Source organism: Bradyrhizobium sp. SZCCHNS3052, from assembly GCF_032484495.1.
Classification (GTDB): domain Bacteria; phylum Pseudomonadota; class Alphaproteobacteria; order Rhizobiales; family Xanthobacteraceae; genus Bradyrhizobium.
On record NZ_JAUETB010000013.1, the window covers coordinates 141,488 to 157,937 of the forward strand.

Genomic DNA, 16,450 nt, shown 5'->3' on the forward strand with positions numbered 1-16,450 from the left:
CTCCGCGCCCCATTGATACTGCGCCGTGATTTGTAGCCCCGTCGCGACCTCTCGCGCAGGGCCGGGGCGTGGGCGCAGAGCTTTGGTCGCGGAAGCCCGAGCCCGGTCTCCGTATTTCGACGGATATATCGCCGGGTCGTGCGCTCGCTTGCGGTTTTGCTGCGCCGGATCGGTAGCACGGCGTGGCGCCGTTGCTTGCGAATCCGGTCTCCTTCAATCACAGTTGGCGGCAACGAGGGGGAGGGGGCGATGAGAGGGATTGATCTCGATCCATGCATCTCTGCCGTACTGATCGCTATAGCCGCGCTGTTAGTCCCCGTAACCGCACGGGCCTATACCGCCGAGCAGGAGCAGGCGTGCACAGGCGATGCGTTCCGGCTTTGTAGTTCCGACATTCCCGATGTCGATCGTGTCACCGCCTGCATGGTCCGCCGCAAGGCCGAGCTGTCGCCGCCATGCCGCGCCCAATTCGGGCCGCCAGAGCGCCAGACAGCGTCATCGGGCCGCGCGGAGCGGCCGATGAGCATTCGTCCTGTCACCAGGAAGCCGATCACTGCGCGCGCCGGCAAATCGAAGAAGTCGACGCGACCGGACGCGACCTGAGCGATGCCGATGGCCGCATTTGGCGGCACCGGGAATGGCGGCGGTTCTCGACGCGCAGCCTCAACATGTAAATGCGATGGGGCATGACCGGATGTTGTCGAACATCGCGGCCTGATCTGCTGTTTTGCCTGCTTTGGTGTGACTCAAAAACCAATGCGTTTCGGCAATCAGGAGTTACGTCTTATCGATCGCTAAATTTATCTTCCGCGAATCAGTCCGCTGATTCATTTTCGCTGCCGGGGTCAATCTGGAGGCCAAGGTATGAACGTTATTGTTTTCGCATCGCGTAAGGGCGGTTCAGGCAAGAGCACCCTGGCCGCCCATCTCGCTGCGCAGATCAAGTCGAGCAAGTCTTGTCTGCTCATCGATGCCGACCCGCAGGGGTCGCTGACGCTTTGGCACAAGCTGCGCGGCACCAACGAGCCGCCGATCAAGACGGCCGTGAACTCGGTGAGCGCGATCGTGTCCGCCGCCCGCCGCGACGGCGTCGAATGGGTGCTGATCGATACACCGCCGACCATCTCGGCCGTCGTCGAGGATGCGATCAAGAACGCGACCATGGTGATCATCCCGGCCCGCCCCGGCGTGTTCGACGTCAACGCGGTACAGGAGACGATCCAGACCTGCCGCGCCGCGCGCAAGCCCTACGCGGTCGTTCTCAATGGCGCGCCGGCGCGCCGCGACGATGCCGAAAGCCCGATCGTCACCATCGCCCGCGAGGCGCTGGCGAAGTTCAAGGCCCCGGTGTGGGGCGGCCAGATCACCAACCGCGCCGATCTGCTGATGGCGCTGGGCCAGGGTGAAGGCGTGCGGGAATATTATGCGGAGGGCCGGGCTGCGGCCGAGATCGCACGCCTCTGGGCTGCGATCGAGCGTTCGGTGCGGGCGATTCGCGGGACTGTGTCGGCCAACGGCGCCATGCACAAGCAGGCGGCCTGATCGCGGCATCAGATGAGGCATCGACGCGCGGTCTTCCGCGCGTTTTTTGCGTCGGGTCACACGATCTGGCGTGAGTGCCGACCTCGCGCCGCGCGCGAGGGCGCGGCGAGGTCAGGCAACCATCAGGAAATAGAAGGCGATTGCCGGCGTCAGGGTCAGGATGACGGACCAGATCCCGACCGCCCAGAGAATGTCTTCGACGCTGAACCCCTGGTGCTCAGGGTATGGATGATCCTGCAAAGCCACGACGCCCTCGCGCTCTTTGATGTTTTCAACATCCATAGCGGAACATCTTTAAACACGAGGTTGCGGACTGCGCCGCTTTTGATCGCGTTTGTTAGCTCGGATTAACCAGGGAGATTCTGCTCCGGCTCCGCAGCGGCGGCGCGGCTCTGCCTGGCCGTTCCGATCGGGAAGGCAAGGCAGAGCCGGCGAATAGGTTGGGGCGTGCTCAGGCAACGCGGTTCTGCGTGGTCGTCGGCTGGCGCCGCTCGATCTGCTGATCCAACCGTGCGGCGAGGTCGTCGCCAACCTCCACCATCGGCAGCCGCACTTCGGGGCTCGCAATGACGCCGGTGCGCGCCAGCCAGTACTTGGCCGGTGCGGGGCTCGGCTCGGTGAACAGCAGCCGCGTCAGATGCTCGACCTGCGCCCAGCACGCTGCTGCCGCGTCGTGACGGCCGGCCTTCACGTGCTGCAGGATTGCGACAAACGTCTCGGTCTCCAGATGTGCCGAGAGCAGGATGGCGCCGTCGGCACCGGCCTGCAGCGCATCGAAGCTCTGGGCGTCTTCACCCGTCAGGATATGAAAGCCAGCGCGCCGGCGCGTGATCAGGTCGCGCGTCTGCGTGCGGTTGGCGCAGCAATCCTTGAGCCCAGCGATGGCGGGATGCTCGGCGAGCTGCAGCAACGTCTCGTTGTCGAGGCCGACCGCCGACCGATAGGGAATGTTGTAGAGCACGATCGGATGGGCGGTGCGGTCAGCCAACGCGGTGAAATGCGCCAGCAGGCCGCGCTGCGACGGACGCACGTAAGGCGGACTCGAGATCAGATAGAAGTCGATCGGCCATGACGCGGTTCGGTCGAGCGCTTCGATCACCTCGGCCGTCGCCACGCCGCCGACACCAAGACAGATCGGCAGCGACCGGCCGGTGGTGTCGAGCTCGTCCCGGACCACGCTGATCAGACGGGCGCGCTCGTCCCATGACAGCGCCAGTCCTTCTCCTGACGTGGCACCGAGCACCAGTCCATCGATCCGCTTGGCAGCGTAGTGCCGAACCAGACTGCGTAAGGATGGTTCGTCGAGCGCGCCATCGCGGAACGGCGTGATCAGGGGCAGCCAGAGGCCCTGCAGTCGGGTCGTAACGTCGGTCATGGTCCATCTCCTTGGGTTGGCAGGAGCCGGAGACGGGACACGCAAAAAAGCCCCGTCCTCGCGGCGGGGCTGGTGATGCGGCGGTGAATTCGAGAGATTCTAGCGCGCGCGTCCACATGTCCCCGGGAGGGGAGCTTTTTTCGACGACAACTTGGCGTGCGAAGACGTGGACATAAGATCTAGATGCGCGGTGCGGGCGATGCTGTCAACGCCGCATCGGGCACGACACGGAAACATTCGGCAAAAAAATAGCCGGGCCCAAATGAGCCCGGCTGGAGGTATTGGCCAAAGCGGCCGACACAATCACCTTCCAAGAGGGATTTCTGAACGCTCGCGCCACTGGAGGAGGGGGACAATGCGCAACGCCAACGCTCAGCACATCCTCAGTATGGGCTCTCGCATGGCGTCGCAGCAACCATGCAAGCCGCATGTCAGACATGCACAATCTTACGCCGGCCAGCGCTGCGCTTTGCTCACGACGAAGTCACGGAACACTTGAACGCGAGCGACCGTTTTCAATTCCTCGGGATAGACGAAGTAGGTGTCGAGTTGGATCGAATCCGACTCCCCAAACAATTGCACGAGACGGCTGTTTTCCTCGACGAGGTAGTCCGGCAGCGCGGCGATGCCGAGTCCTTGCTGGCAGGCGCGGACCAGGCCGAGAATGTTGTTGACCCTGAAATAGGCCTCGCGCGGACCGGAGCCGTTGCGGCCGGCATCGACCAGCCAGCTGCGGTTCTGGAGATGCGGCGCGACTTGGCCGTCGGCCAGCATGATGATGCGATGATCATCGAGCTCGTCGAGCGTGCGCGGCGTGCCGAAGCGCTTGACATATTCCGGTGAACAATAGGCGTGGAAGCTGATCGCGAACAGCTTGCGCTGGATCAGATCGGGCTGGGTCGGCTTGCGGGTGCGGATCGCCACGTCCGCCTCGCGCATCGACAGATCAAGCTCCTCGTCGGTGACGATCAGCGAGATCCGGATCTCCGGATAGAGCGCGGTGAATTCTCCGAGTCGCGGGATCAACCAGTTGATGCCGACGCCCGGCGTGGTCGTGATCTTCAGGTCGCCGCTCGGGCGCTCGCGGCTATCGGTCAGCTTGGCGCGCGCCGCCTGCAGCTGCATGAAGACGTCATGCGCGGTTCGGAACAGGAGGTCGCCTTGCTCCGTCAGGATCAGCCCGCGGGCGTGGCGGTGGAACAGCGAGACTGCGAGCTCCTGCTCGAGCGCGCTGACCTGGCGCGACACCGCCGATTGCGACAGCCCGAGCTGCTCCCCGGCATGCGTGAAGCTGCCTGCTTCCGCCGCTGCGTGAAACACCTTCAGCTTGTCCCAATCCATATCCGTAAATCCATCCCGTGATCGTGGCATCGTCAGTTCATTCCGCCGCGGCGCGTTCGCTCGCGGCGTGGGCGAGGAAGCGTTCGGCCTCGAGGGCGGCCATGCAGCCCATGCCGGCTGCGGTGATCGCCTGCCGATAGGTTTCATCGGCGACGTCGCCGGCCGCAAACACGCCGGGAACGGAGGTCGCGGTCGAGCCCGGCGCCACCTCGACGTAACCGGAAGGCTTCAGTTTCAGTTGCCCCGCGACCAGCTCGGTTGCCGGCGCGTGGCCGATTGCAACGAACACGCCATCGGCGGGCAGCTCGGTGAGCGCGCCGGTCTTGACGTTCTTGAGCCGGACATGCGTGACCTTGGATGGCGAGCTGGCGCCGCAGATCTCATCGAGGGCGCTGTCCCAGACGACCTTGATCTTGGGATGCTTGAACAGCCGCTCCTGCAGGATGCGCTCGGCGCGGAAATGGTCGCGCCGGTGTACGACGGTGACGGTCGATGCGAAATTGGTCAGGAACAACGCTTCCTCGACCGCGGTGTTGCCGCCGCCGACGACGACGACCTCCTTTCCGCGATAGAAGAAGCCGTCACAGGTCGCACAGGCCGAGACCCCGAAGCCCTTGAACGTCTCCTCCGACGGCAGCCCGAGCCAGCGCGCCTGGGCGCCGGTCGCCAGAATGACGGTCTCGGCGAGGTAGACGTCACCGGAGTCGCAGGTCAGGCGGAACGGACGCTGTCCCAGCTCCAGCTTGGTCACGAGGTCCGTCTTGATCTGGGCGCCGACATGCGTCGCCTGCTTTTCCATCTGCTCCATCAGCCAGGGACCCTGGATGACGTCGGCAAATCCCGGATAGTTCTCCACGTCGGTGGTGATGGTGAGCTGGCCGCCTGGCTGGATGCCCTGGATCAGCACCGGCTCCAGCATAGCTCGTGCCGCGTAGATCGCCGCCGTATAGCCAGCAGGGCCGGAACCGATGATGACGACTTTGGCATGGATCGGAGCTTGCATGGGGCCGAAGACTCGCTGGAAAAGGGAGGATTACCGACGCAGCGAGCGGAATGCGCGGAAGAAACGCTCCGAAGCCCCATCGAAAATGTCAAATCCAAGTCTAAGCCATCTGGCAAGCTATGCAAGAATTGCAACGCATCTCGGCGAATTTTCCCTTCACGAGCCGGTCAACAGGGGAAATCTAAAGTAATAAAATTGCGTGGATTGACCGGCTTGCGCTAAGAGAGTTGCCCATCGTCGCCCGGCGCCCCTGCGCCTCCTCCTGTTCCGCCAGAGCCCACAATCCCCGTGTCCAAGAATCTTGATGAGATCGATCTCAAAATCCTGAGCGAAATTCAGGCCGACGGCAGGATCACCAATGTCGAGCTCGCCAAGCGGGTCGGCATCTCGCCGCCGCCTTGCTTGCGCCGCGTGCGGACCCTGGAGGAGGAAGGCTACATCACCGGCTACCGGGGCCTGCTCGACCCGCGCAAGCTCGGCTTCGACGTGACTGTGTTCGCCTCGGTCCACCTGTCGAGCCAGGCGGACGCCGACCTGAAGGCGTTCGAAGAGTTCGTGCGGTCCGAGCCGCTGGTGCGGGAATGTTGGATGCTGTCCGGCGAGGTGGACTTCATCCTGAAATGCGTGGCACCGGACATGGCAACGTTTCAGGAGTTCGTGACCCACCTGACAGCGGCACCTCACGTGCGCAACGTGCGAACGTCCCTGGTGCTGCACAACTCGAAATACGAGGCGGCGGTGCCGCTCGAGGTCAAGGGACGCAGCTAGGCCCACCGCCATTCCGGGTTCGCCTCTTTCGAGGCGCCCCGGAATGACCGTGAGTGAAAGCCTACGCCTTCTTACGCAGCATCGCGTCGAGGCTGATCGGACCCCCGCCGGCCGTCGCCAGATAAAGGCATGAGAAGCAGAATGCGATTGCCGCGGTGCCGTTGTTCAGGAGCGGCAGCCACACCGGTTCACCTGTCTTGAACATGTGACCGAGGAAATAGGCGAAGGCCATCTGACCCGACAGAATGAACGCGACGGGCCGCGTGAGCAGACCCACCATCAGCAATCCGCCCAGCACGAGCTCGATCAGGCCGGCCGTATAGATGAGCGGCGGAATGTTTGCGAAATACGGAATCACTGGAAACTTGAAGATCTTCGCCACGCCGTATTGAAACAACAACAGGCCCGTGACGAAGCGAAACAGGCTGAGTACAGCCGGTTGCCATTTCGAGAACATCTGCTCCATGTCGATCATCCCCCAATCAAAGCCATCATGATGCGACGGACCGGACCCATCCTCCCGGCACGGCTCGTCGGTTCTGCACTAGCTCATTCCCGAAAGCCCGTCACCGGCGTGTGGCCTGCAGCCCGATGAATTGACCGTGTGCTGCCGAACGCCATTGTGCCGCAGTGCGGCCGGCCAAACGACGAAGGGCCGCGCCTTCGCGCAGCCCTGGTTTCGTCCGAACGGTCACAGGCACCGCTCCGGTGCCTCGGGTCCTCAGCGCCACTCGACCTTGGCGATCTCGTAGGACTTGGCGCCGCCGGGCGCCATGACCTCGACGGTGGTGCCCATCTTCTTGCCGATCAGCGCGCGCGCCAGCGGCGAGGTGATCGAGATCTTGCCCTTCTTGGCGTCCGCCTCGACCTCGCCGACGATCTGCCAGACCGTCTTCTTCTCGGTGTCCTCGTCGATCAGGGTCACCGTCGCGCCGAACTTGATCGTGTCGCCGGAGAGCTTGGTCACATCAATGATGTCGGCGCGCGCGAGCTTGTCCTCGAGCTCGGCGATGCGGCCCTCGTTGTGAGACTGCTCTTCCTTGGCGGCGTGATATTCCGCGTTCTCGGACAGGTCGCCATGCGAACGCGCTTCCGCGATATGTTCGATGATGCGCGGACGGTCCACCGATTGGCGCTGCTTGAGCTCGTTCTCCAACGCGGCGTAGCCCATCGAAGTCATGGGAACCTTTTCCACCATCTCTTCTCGTCCTTCAGTCGTGCGGGCGGGGGCGCGCACGATCAGCATCTTCAGAATAGGCCTTTGCGGCTCAAAGCAAAGCCTCAAGGCCCGGCAAGACCGTCCCGTCAAAGGCCGGTACAACATCGAACGGGGCGGCGAGTTCCTGAAAGCTTCTATTGCCGATTGTTGCCAACCGCTTAGCGGGCGTACGCCCGCGCGCTGCGATTAGTTTTCGGAAAAGTAACTCTGCAGGGTGCGGACCTCAAGGTCTCCCCCGAGATAGGCACGGATGCCTTGCGCGGCCGCCACGGCACCCGAAAGAGTGGTGTAATACGGCACTTTATGCAAGAGGGCAGCGCGCCGCAGCGAGCGGCTGTCGGCCAGCGCCTGCGGGCCTTCGGTGGTGTTGAAGACCAGCTGGATGTCGCCGTTGGTGATGGCGTCCACGATGTGCGGCCGGCCCTCCAGCACCTTGTTGATCTTCTCGGTCGGCACGCCCTGGTCGGTCAGGAAGCGCTGGGTCCCGGATGTCGCCACCACCTTGAAGCCGAGTTCGTGCAGCATCCGCACCACCTCGGTGATGCGCGCCTTGTCGCTTTCACGCACCGACACGAACACCGTGCCTTTGCGCGGCACGCGTGTGCCGCCCCCGAGCTGGCTCTTGGCGAACGCCACGGCGAACGAGCGGTCGATTCCCATCACCTCGCCGGTAGAGCGCATCTCCGGGCCGAGCACGGTGTCGACGCCGGGGAAGCGGGCGAACGGGAAGACCGATTCCTTCACCCCGACATGCTTGAGCGCGCGCTTGGTCAGCCCGAAATCGGCGAGCTTCTCGCCGGCCATGATCCGGGCCGCGATCTTGGCGACCGGCGTGCCGACCACCTTGGCGACGAAGGGCACCGTGCGCGAGGCGCGCGGATTGACCTCGAGCACGTAGATCGTGCCGTCCTTGATCGCATATTGCACGTTCATCAGGCCGACGACGTCGAGCCCGAGCGCCAGCTCGCGGGTCTGCCGCTCCAGCTCGGCGATGGTCGCCTCGTCGAGCGAATGCGGCGGCAGCGAGCAGGCGGAATCGCCGGAATGGATGCCAGCCTCCTCGATGTGCTCCATGATGCCGACGATGAAGGTGTCCTTGCCGTCGGAAAGGCAGTCCACATCGATCTCGGTGGCGTCCGACAGGTAGCGGTCGAACAGCAGCGGGTTCTTGCCCAGCACCGTGTTGATCTGGCCGGTCTTGTCGTTGGGATAGCGCGCCTTGACGTCGGCCGGCACCAGCTCCGGCAGGGTGCCGAGCAGGTAGTCGCTGAGCTGGTTGTCCTCGCGGATGATCTGCATCGCGCGGCCGCCGAGCACATAGGATGGGCGCACCACCAGCGGCAGGCCGAGATCGGCCGCCACCAGGCGCGCCTGCTCGACCGAATAGGCGATGCCGTTCTTCGGCTGCTTCAGATGCAGCTTGTCGAGGATGCGCTTGAAGCGGTCGCGGTCCTCGGCCAGGTCGATGGCTTCCGGCGAGGTGCCGAGGATCGGTACCTCGGCGGCTTCGAGCGCGCGCGCGAGCTTCAGCGGCGTCTGGCCGCCGAACTGCACGATGACGCCATGCACGGTGCCGTTCTTTCGCTCGGTGGCGATGATCTCGAGCACGTCCTCGGCCGTCAGCGGCTCGAAATACAGCCGGTCGGCGGTGTCATAGTCAGTCGAGACCGTCTCCGGATTGCAGTTGACCATGATGGTCTCGTAGCCGGCATCGGCCAGCGCGAAACAGGCATGGCAGCAGCAATAGTCGAACTCGATGCCCTGGCCGATCCGGTTCGGACCGCCGCCGAGAATGATTACTTTCTTCTTGTCCGACGGCGCGCTCTCGTCGCCGAGAGCGCCGGCAAACGGCGTCTCATAGCTCGAATACATGTAGGCGGTCGGCGAAGCGAACTCCGCTGCGCAGGTGTCGATTCGCTTGAACGCCGGACGGACGCCGAGCGCCTGCCGCTTGGCGGCGACCTCGGCTTCGGTGGTGTTGGCGAGCACCGCGAGCCGCGCGTCGGAGAAGCCCATCGCCTTCAGCGTGCGCATGCCGCTGGCATTCGGCGGCAGGCCATGACGGCGAACCTTGTCCTCCATCTCGACGATGCCGCGCATCTGCGCCAGGAACCACGGATCGATCTTGCAGGAGTTGAAGATGTCCTCGTCCGACCAGCCGAGGCGCATCGCCTGCGCCACCTGGAGCAGGCGGTTCGGGGTCGGCGTGCCCAGGGCGGCGCGGATCGCATTCTTGTCATCGCCGCGGCCGAGCCCCTCGATGTCGATCTCGTCGAGGCCGGTGAGGCCCGTCTCCAGGCCGCGCAGCGCCTTTTGCAGGCTTTCCTGGAAGGTGCGGCCGATCGCCATGACTTCGCCGACCGACTTCATCGAGGTCGTCAAGGTGGTCGAGGCGCCCGGGAATTTCTCGAAGGCAAAGCGGGGGATCTTGGTGACGACGTAGTCGATCGTCGGCTCGAACGAGGCCGGGGTCGCGCCGCCGGTGATGTCGTTGGCGATCTCGTCCAGCGTGTAGCCGACCGCGAGCTTGGCCGCGACCTTGGCGATCGGGAAGCCGGTCGCCTTGGAGGCCAAGGCCGAGGAGCGCGACACGCGCGGATTCATCTCGATCACGACCATGCGGCCGTCGGCCGGGTTGACGCCGAACTGCACGTTGGAGCCGCCGGTCTCGACGCCGATCTCGCGCAGCACCGCCAGCGAGGCGTCGCGCATGATCTGATATTCCTTGTCGGTCAGCGTCAACGCCGGCGCCACCGTGATCGAGTCGCCGGTGTGCACGCCCATCGGATCGAGGTTCTCGATCGAGCAGACGATGATGCAGTTGTCGTGTTTGTCGCGGACGACCTCCATCTCGTACTCCTTCCATCCGAGCACCGATTCCTCGATCAGCACTTCGTTGGTGGGGGAGGCATCGAGACCGCGCTCGATGATGTCGAGATACTCTTCCTTGTTGTAGGCGATGCCGCCACCGGTGCCGCCCATGGTGAAGGAGGGACGGATGATCGCGGGCAGGCCGATCTCGGACAGCGCCATCAGCGCCTGTCCCAGCGCATGCTCCTGATAGCGCTTGCGGCGCTCGTTCTCGCCGAGCGTCCATTGCCGGTCGAGCTCGTCGCGCGCGGCGCCCGACAGCGTCTCGCGCTCGGCCAAGTATTTGTCGCGATACTGCTTCTTCAGCGCCGACGCATTGGCGAGCCGCGACTTCGGGGTCTGCAGCCCGATCTTCTCCATCGCATTGCGGAACAGCTGGCGGTCCTCGGCCTTGTCGATCGCGTCAGCCGTCGCGCCGATCATTTCGACGTCGAACTTCTCCAGTGTCCCCTGCCGGCGCAGCGACAGCGCGCAGTTCAGCGCGGTCTGCCCGCCCATGGTCGGCAGCAGTGCGAAGCCGCCGGGGATGACGTGGCGTTCCTTCTCGATGATCTTGGCGACGATCTCCGGCGTGATTGGCTCGATATAGGTCGCATCGGCCAATTCCGGATCGGTCATGATCGTGGCCGGATTGGAATTGACGAGGACGACGCGATAGCCCTCCTCCTTCAGCGCCTTCACCGCCTGCGTACCGGAATAGTCGAATTCGCAGGCCTGGCCGATCACGATCGGACCGGCGCCAATGATCAGGATGGTCGAGATGTCGGTTCGTTTCGGCATTCAAGCTCACGGGCAAGAAACGGGCAGGAATTGGGCACAAAAAAAGGGCGCGCGTGCCGCGCGTCCCCGAAGGCCAAGGCGCGACCATTGCTCGCGCGCGAGCGGTCTTTAGACCAGTTTCCTCTGAGCGAAAAGGGTTTTGGGCCGAAATCAACGGCCAATTTGGCCGAAGAGGGTCTGAGGGGCGCGGCGCCGTCGCTGGCTCGCCGAGCCGAAGCTGCGCGGCAGCGACGGCTGGAGGCCCGGCCTGGACTTGAACCAGGTTCAAGAGCGTTGCACCGCTCTTCGCGTCGTAGCTTCCGCCACCGGGCCGGGGGTGATCTTACCTCTCAGGGCCGCGTGAGCCAGCCCGTGTTTCAGTTAACCCTAATCCGGTTGCTCGATGTTGGGCCACGGCGTGGGCTGGTCGGCTCGGCCGGTCACACGGTTCCCATTGCCGGCTGCGCCACGAAGGTCATGCGCCAGGGATTGTGGCCGATATTCTTCGGCGCCCGGACGGCAGAGAGGCCGGCCTTCTTCAGCCGTGCCAGGATCTCGGCCTCGCTGTAGCGCTGCAGGCCGACCTTGGTCCGCAACTGCCGGTAATCGGACAGGGCAGTGGCGACCAGCCCGACCAGGGCATCCTTGAGGAAGCCGTCCCGCGCCGCGAACATCAGCAGCGCGAGCACGTCACGGCCCATGCCGACGTCCGGACGCAGGACGTCGCCGAGGACGAACTTTCCCGACGGCTTCAGCAGCCGCCTGATCACGGCCAGGGCTGCATCGAATTCCGCCTCGCTCATGTACTGGGCCACGGAGTTCATGACCACGAGGTCGATCGAGCCTTCCTGCATGTTGCGCAGCTCGTCCAGCGACCGCACGCGGATCTTGGTGTTGGGGGCGAAGCGCGCGATCAGCCGGCCGCGCACGCCCGGCGCCGGCTCGGCCAGGATGAGCGTCATGCAGGCGTCGGCGACCTTGGCGGCCGACAGGGCCTCTCCGCAGGAATAGTCGAGAACGACTGCGTCGGGCGAGGGAATATAGCCGACGATGTCGCGCGCGATCCCCTCGAAGTGCAGGTCGCGATGCAGCTTGCTCGCATAGATCGTGTGCGTGGAATCGTAATAATCGATCCAGTCGTCCATGGCGGGTTCCGGCAAACACAGTTCCTTGATCGGAACTGGAGGGGTCAGCGAGCGTTAACGGGTCCGATCATCCGTGTCCATCGCTGCTTCTAACAGGAAGGCCAAGCCGTGAGTAAAGCAAAGACCGACAAGACCGCCCCCGAGCTCGATACCCCGACCGATCTGTCCCCGGATGCCGTGAACAAGATCTCGACGGCATTGAACACGCTGCTTGCGGACGCCTTTGCGCTCTATCTGAAGACCAAGAACTTCCACTGGCACGTCAGCGGACGGCATTTCCATGACTACCACGAAATGCTCGACGAGCAGTCGGACGCGATCTTTGCCACCACGGACCAGCTCGCCGAGCGCGTGCGCAAGCTCGGTGGCACCACGCTGAAATCGATCAGCCAGATCAGCAAGCTGCAGACCATCAAGGACAACAACGAGGAGTATGTGCCGCCGCGCGAGATGTTGCGGGAGTTGATGGAGGACAACAAGCACGTCGCGGCTGCGATGCGGAAAGCGCACGGGCTGTGCGACGACAATGACGATCCCGCCACCGCGGGACTGCTGGAGACCTTCATCGACGAGACCGAGCGCCGCACTTGGTTCTTGTTCGAAGCCAGCCGCCAGGAAGGCAGCAACGCGGCGTAGGCGGGCCAGCGTCGAGTTGAGGTCCGGGCGCGCTGCGAGGACGTGGCGCGCCGGTCCGGCCTCGATGCCGGCCTCCGGCTCATACCATGCCAGGCTATGCGGAGTGGCCGAGTGCCGACCAGCTCCGATAGATCATGTAAGCCGCCACCACGAATACCACCGTGGCAAACACCTTGTTCAGGGTGCCGCGCGTACCGGACAGGCGAGCCGCCAGCTTCGCACCGACCAGGCCACCGGCGATGCCGGCGACGAGAAAGGTCGCCGCCAGCGCCCAGTCGACCAGTCCCGACAGCGCGTAGTTTGCTGCGGTCGTCAGTCCGAACGCCGTGACGGACACGAGCGAGGAGCCGATCGCGTAGAGGATCGGCATGCCCGTCGCAAACATCAGAGCCGGAACGATCAGGAAGCCGCCGCCGATGCCGAAGAAGCCGGACAGTGTTCCCGTGCCGAAACCGAATGCCAAGAGCGGCAACAGATTGTCGCGCGAAAGCTTGACGTCCAGCTGGCTGTTCGTGCCGCGCCTGCGCAGCATCAAGAGGCCGATCACGATCATGACCAGGGCGAACAGCAGCAGCAGCTTCTGACCGTCGACCATCTTGCCGAGCGTCGAGCCAGCGAAGGCGCCGACCACGCCCGTTGCAGCAAACACCAGCGCGCAATGCCATTTGACGTTCCCGGAGCGGGCATGATTGGCGAGATTGGCCGCCGCGTTGATCGCCACGGCGACCGCGCTCGTGCCGATCGCGACGTGGGGATTGCCGACGCCGACCAGATACACCATGAGCGGCACGGCCAGCACCGATCCGCCCCCGCCGATCAGGCCGAGCGTGAATCCGACGAAAGAGCCGGACAGCGAGCCGAGCGCAAGCTGGGCAGCGGACAAGGTCATCCTGCGATGCTCCGGACTGGCGTGCCGCGCCGGTGCCCGGCCGTTGCCAAATGGGAAAGCCGAGCCGCGACGTCTGCCGCGTGCTCGGTGGGGCGAGGGGTGTCCTAGAGTGCGTTGAGCGGGACTTTCAGGAAGCGCCGGCCGTCCTGATCGGGCGTCGGCAGCCGTCCCGCCTTCATGTTCACCTGCAGGGAGGGGATGATCAGCTTGGGCATGTCCAAGGTGCGGTCGCGCGCCTCGCGGGCGGCGACGAACTGATCCTCGGTGATGCCGTCGCGGACGTGGATGTTGTGCGCGCGCTGCTCGGCCACCGTCGTTTCCCAGCGGATGTCGCGGCCGTTTGGACCGTAGTCGTGGCACATGAACAGCCGCGTCGCGTCAGGCAACTCCAGCACCCGGCGGATCGAGCGATACAGCGTGCGGGCATCGCCGCCAGGAAAGTCGGCGCGTGCCGAGCCGCCGTCCGGCATGAATAGCGTGTCGCCGACGAAGGCGGCGTCTCCGATCACATGAGTCATGCAGGCCGGCGTGTGCCCCGGCGTATGCATGGCGAAGGCGGTGATTGCGCCGATCCGGTAGGTGTCGCCATCATGGAACAGGCGGTCGAACTGGCTGCCGTCGCGCTGAAACTCGGTGCCTTCGTTGAAGATCTTGCCGAACGTCTCCTGCACCATCCTGATGTTGGCGCCGATGCCGATCCTGCCGCCCAGCCTTGACTGGATGTAGGGCGCCGCCGACAGATGGTCGGCATGGACATGGGTCTCGATCAGCCAGTCCAGTTGCCAGCCGCGATCCTCGATCAGGCGAATGATCTCGTCGGCCGAATGCGGTGCGATGCGCCCCGATGCATAGTCGATGTCCATGACCGAATCGATCACCGCGCAGGCCCGCGAGCCTGGGTCCTTGACCACATAGCTGACGGTGTTGGTGGCGCGATCGAAGAACGGTGTGACCTCGGGTTTCACTGACAGGTCGACCGGATGAGGAATGCCGGACATTCAAGCCTCCCTCATTCTGAAGCGACTGCGGCGAGCGAGGGCCGGCGGCTCGCGAGCATGCGGGCTGCGGCCATTCCGATCATCATGGCCGTGACGAACAGGACGATGGCAGGCGAGCCGTAGCCGAGCGCCACGAAGGCCGGGCCCGGGCAGATGCCGGCGAGGCCCCAGCCGATGCCGAAGATCGCAGGGCCGGTTGCGATCCGCCAATCCAGCGTCTGAAAGGATGGCAGGTGGAATTGGTCACCGAGGACGGGACGCCGGCGCCGGAAAACCAGTCGGAAGCCGGCGAAGGTGACCCCCACCGCTCCAGCCATCACGAGGATCAGGCTCGGATCCCAGCCGCCGAAGCGGATCGCCGCGAAATCGAGGAAGTTGAGCACCTTCTCTGGATTGGACATGCCGGAGAGCAGCAGCCCGAGTCCGAAGATGAGGCCGACGGTGAACTGGACGAAAATGATCATGGTGCCTCACAGCACGTGGCGAACGAGGAAGGTGGTCGCGACCGCGGTGGCCATGAACACCAGCGTGGCGACGATCGAGCGCGGCGAGAGGCTGGCGATGCCGCAGACGCCATGACCCGAGGTGCAGCCGTTGCCCCAGACCGCCCCGAAGCCGACCAGCAGCCCGGCTGCAACCATATCGATCGGACCGACCTCCAGCTTCAGCGGCGGCAGGCTCCCGCTGACGATGCGGACTGCAAGGGCGGCCGCGACCAGCCCTCCTATGAAGGCGAGCCGGCCAGCGAGCGCACCGTCCCAGGGCGGCAACAGCCGCGCGGCAATGCCGCTGACGCCGGCAATACGGCCGGTCAGGCCCATCAGCATGACGGCTGCAGCGCCGATGAGGGCGCCGCCTGCGAGCGCCGTGACCGCTGTATACTCCGTGATCATATCGTCCTTGATTCCCTCGTCCGGGGGCATGTTGCAATCGGCTATCATGTGCATTATTGCATATATACGAAAATGAAGAAGTAACAATCATGACAACGCAGGCCAGGCGCAAAACCCGTGAGGCCATGGTGGCGGCGCTCGACGACAAGGCGGAGGAGGCGGCGGGCCTGCTCGCTGCCATGGCGAATTCGAAGCGCCTCATGGTGCTCTGCAACCTCATCGACGGCGAGCGCGCGGTCGGCGATCTCGCCGAACAGGTCGGGTTGCGACAGGCGGCGCTGTCTCAGCATCTCGCGAAGATGCGCGCGCTCGATCTCGTCGCCACTCGGCGCGATGGCCAGACCATCTACTATCGGCTGGCGAGCCGGGAGGTCCGCGAGATCCTGCAGACGCTGTATCGGCTGTATTGCGCCTGATCAGCGCGCCTGGTGCCACAGGCGCGTGAGCGGGCCGCCCGCGCCGAGCACAGGATCGGTCGCGGGCAGCGGCACCTCCGGAATGGTTTTCGATGCGCGGGCGTGGTTCTCCGGCGTCGGCCGCGTGATCTGCATCTTCGGTCCGGGCGGATAGGCGCCGACGATGCAGAAATCGCTGCTGGCAGCAATGCATTGATGTCCAGTGCCGGCCGGCAGGATGGCGACGTCACCCGGCCTGAGCTCCAGCTCCCGGCCCTGATCGCCGCCGAAGCGGACCCGCGCCGTTCCGGCGGCGACACCCAGCGCCTCATGCACGGTCGCATGATAGTGCAGATAGTCGTAGACGCCGTTGCGCCACATGTCGCCCCAGCCATTGGCCGCGAACACGCGCTCGACACTGGCGGCCGAGATCAATGGCGTTCTTGTAGACCAGAAACGGCATCGGATTGTTCGGCACCAGGCCGTCATCTTCGAACACGATCGCCAGCGGCTCAACCCCCTCCTTGATCGCAGACATTGGAGCCTCCGGTGACCCGAGCATAAGCTAAAATTCAACGGCGGCAGAGGCCGCGAGCTCCGTGCTCACCCAAGTAGG

The 16,450-nt window shown here is 64.5% G+C and carries 17 protein-coding genes, 1 tRNA gene and 1 pseudogene; 5 read left to right on the plus strand and 14 right to left on the minus strand.

Annotated elements, in window-relative coordinates:
• Nucleotides 1-249: 249 nt before the first annotated feature.
• Together QX073_RS29260 and QX073_RS29265 are read left to right on the plus strand one after the other, a co-directional pair.
• Nucleotides 250-603 (plus strand): hypothetical protein, encoded by a 354-nt coding sequence (locus QX073_RS29260; RefSeq protein WP_316171507.1) that lies wholly within the window; start codon nt 250-252, stop codon nt 601-603.
• A 261-nt stretch (nt 604-864) separates the two neighbouring features.
• Nucleotides 865-1,542, plus strand: a complete 678-nt coding sequence (locus tag QX073_RS29265) for a ParA family protein (RefSeq protein WP_231327589.1) — start codon at nt 865-867, stop codon at nt 1,540-1,542.
• A gap of 111 nt (nt 1,543-1,653) precedes the next feature.
• Here QX073_RS29265 and QX073_RS29270 read toward each other — a convergent pair whose 3' ends face one another.
• The 4 genes from QX073_RS29270 to trxB all read right to left on the minus strand — a co-directional run bounded on the left by QX073_RS29270 (nt 1,654) and on the right by trxB (nt 5,261).
• Nucleotides 1,654-1,824 carry a hypothetical protein gene (locus QX073_RS29270; protein ID WP_315717524.1) on the minus strand — a complete coding sequence of 57 codons (171 nt, stop codon included), beginning with the start codon at nt 1,822-1,824 and terminating at the stop codon, nt 1,654-1,656.
• 169 nt (nt 1,825-1,993) lie between these two features.
• Nucleotides 1,994-2,917 carry a 4-hydroxy-tetrahydrodipicolinate synthase gene (dapA, locus tag QX073_RS29275; RefSeq protein ID WP_315826719.1) on the minus strand — a complete coding sequence of 308 codons (924 nt, stop codon included), beginning with the start codon at nt 2,915-2,917 and terminating at the stop codon, nt 1,994-1,996.
• A gap of 447 nt (nt 2,918-3,364) precedes the next feature.
• Nucleotides 3,365-4,288 (minus strand): LysR family transcriptional regulator, encoded by a 924-nt coding sequence (locus tag QX073_RS29280; protein WP_315717522.1) that lies wholly within the window; start codon nt 4,286-4,288, stop codon nt 3,365-3,367.
• Nucleotides 4,289-4,295: 7 nt separating this feature from the next.
• Nucleotides 4,296-5,261 (minus strand): thioredoxin-disulfide reductase, encoded by a 966-nt coding sequence (gene trxB, locus QX073_RS29285; RefSeq protein WP_315717521.1) that lies wholly within the window; start codon nt 5,259-5,261, stop codon nt 4,296-4,298.
• 288 nt (nt 5,262-5,549) lie between these two features.
• Between trxB and QX073_RS29290 the strand changes: the two genes are divergently transcribed.
• Nucleotides 5,550-6,029: an Lrp/AsnC family transcriptional regulator gene (locus QX073_RS29290; protein WP_015664493.1), complete on the plus strand. Its 480-nt coding sequence runs from the start codon at nt 5,550-5,552 to the stop codon at nt 6,027-6,029.
• Nucleotides 6,030-6,090: 61 nt separating this feature from the next.
• On the opposite strand, the gene QX073_RS29295 is transcribed toward QX073_RS29290, so the two are convergent.
• The 5 genes from QX073_RS29295 to QX073_RS29315 form a co-directional block, all read right to left on the minus strand.
• On the minus strand, nt 6,091-6,495 hold the full coding sequence (locus QX073_RS29295; protein WP_316171512.1) for a DoxX family protein: 405 nt from the start codon (nt 6,493-6,495) through the stop codon (nt 6,091-6,093).
• Between the two features lie 255 nt (nt 6,496-6,750).
• Entirely contained in the window at nt 6,751-7,227 is a 477-nt protein-coding gene (gene greA, locus QX073_RS29300; RefSeq protein WP_315717519.1) for a transcription elongation factor GreA, read from the minus strand.
• A 207-nt stretch (nt 7,228-7,434) separates the two neighbouring features.
• Entirely contained in the window at nt 7,435-10,899 is a 3,465-nt protein-coding gene (carB, locus tag QX073_RS29305; RefSeq protein WP_315717518.1) for a carbamoyl-phosphate synthase large subunit, read from the minus strand.
• Between the two features lie 235 nt (nt 10,900-11,134).
• Nucleotides 11,135-11,211: transfer RNA gene (locus tag QX073_RS29310), tRNA-OTHER, on the minus strand.
• A gap of 107 nt (nt 11,212-11,318) precedes the next feature.
• Entirely contained in the window at nt 11,319-12,023 is a 705-nt protein-coding gene (locus QX073_RS29315) for a class I SAM-dependent methyltransferase (protein WP_315717517.1), read from the minus strand.
• 108 nt (nt 12,024-12,131) lie between these two features.
• On the opposite strand from QX073_RS29315, the gene QX073_RS29320 reads away from it, so the two are divergent.
• Nucleotides 12,132-12,659: a DNA starvation/stationary phase protection protein gene (locus QX073_RS29320; protein ID WP_315717516.1), complete on the plus strand. Its 528-nt coding sequence runs from the start codon at nt 12,132-12,134 to the stop codon at nt 12,657-12,659.
• Nucleotides 12,660-12,753: 94 nt separating this feature from the next.
• Here QX073_RS29320 and QX073_RS29325 read toward each other — a convergent pair whose 3' ends face one another.
• From QX073_RS29325 to QX073_RS29340, 4 genes are all read right to left on the minus strand, one after another.
• Complete coding sequence (locus tag QX073_RS29325) at nt 12,754-13,548, minus strand: sulfite exporter TauE/SafE family protein (RefSeq protein WP_316226782.1); 795 nt, start codon at nt 13,546-13,548, stop codon at nt 12,754-12,756.
• Nucleotides 13,549-13,652: 104 nt separating this feature from the next.
• Entirely contained in the window at nt 13,653-14,546 is an 894-nt protein-coding gene (locus QX073_RS29330) for an MBL fold metallo-hydrolase (protein WP_315717514.1), read from the minus strand.
• A gap of 11 nt (nt 14,547-14,557) precedes the next feature.
• Complete coding sequence (locus tag QX073_RS29335) at nt 14,558-15,010, minus strand: DUF6691 family protein (RefSeq protein ID WP_315717513.1); 453 nt, start codon at nt 15,008-15,010, stop codon at nt 14,558-14,560.
• Between the two features lie 6 nt (nt 15,011-15,016).
• The gene (locus QX073_RS29340) at nt 15,017-15,439 is read right to left on the minus strand and encodes a YeeE/YedE family protein (RefSeq protein ID WP_315717512.1); all 423 of its coding nucleotides are present in this window, start codon (nt 15,437-15,439) and stop codon (nt 15,017-15,019) included.
• A gap of 89 nt (nt 15,440-15,528) precedes the next feature.
• On the opposite strand from QX073_RS29340, the gene QX073_RS29345 reads away from it, so the two are divergent.
• Entirely contained in the window at nt 15,529-15,855 is a 327-nt protein-coding gene (locus tag QX073_RS29345; RefSeq protein ID WP_315717511.1) for a metalloregulator ArsR/SmtB family transcription factor, read from the plus strand.
• Here the strand turns inward: QX073_RS29345 and QX073_RS29350 are convergent.
• A pseudogene (locus tag QX073_RS29350) lies at nt 15,856-16,372 on the minus strand (cupin domain-containing protein).
• Nucleotides 16,373-16,450 lie beyond the last annotated feature (78 nt).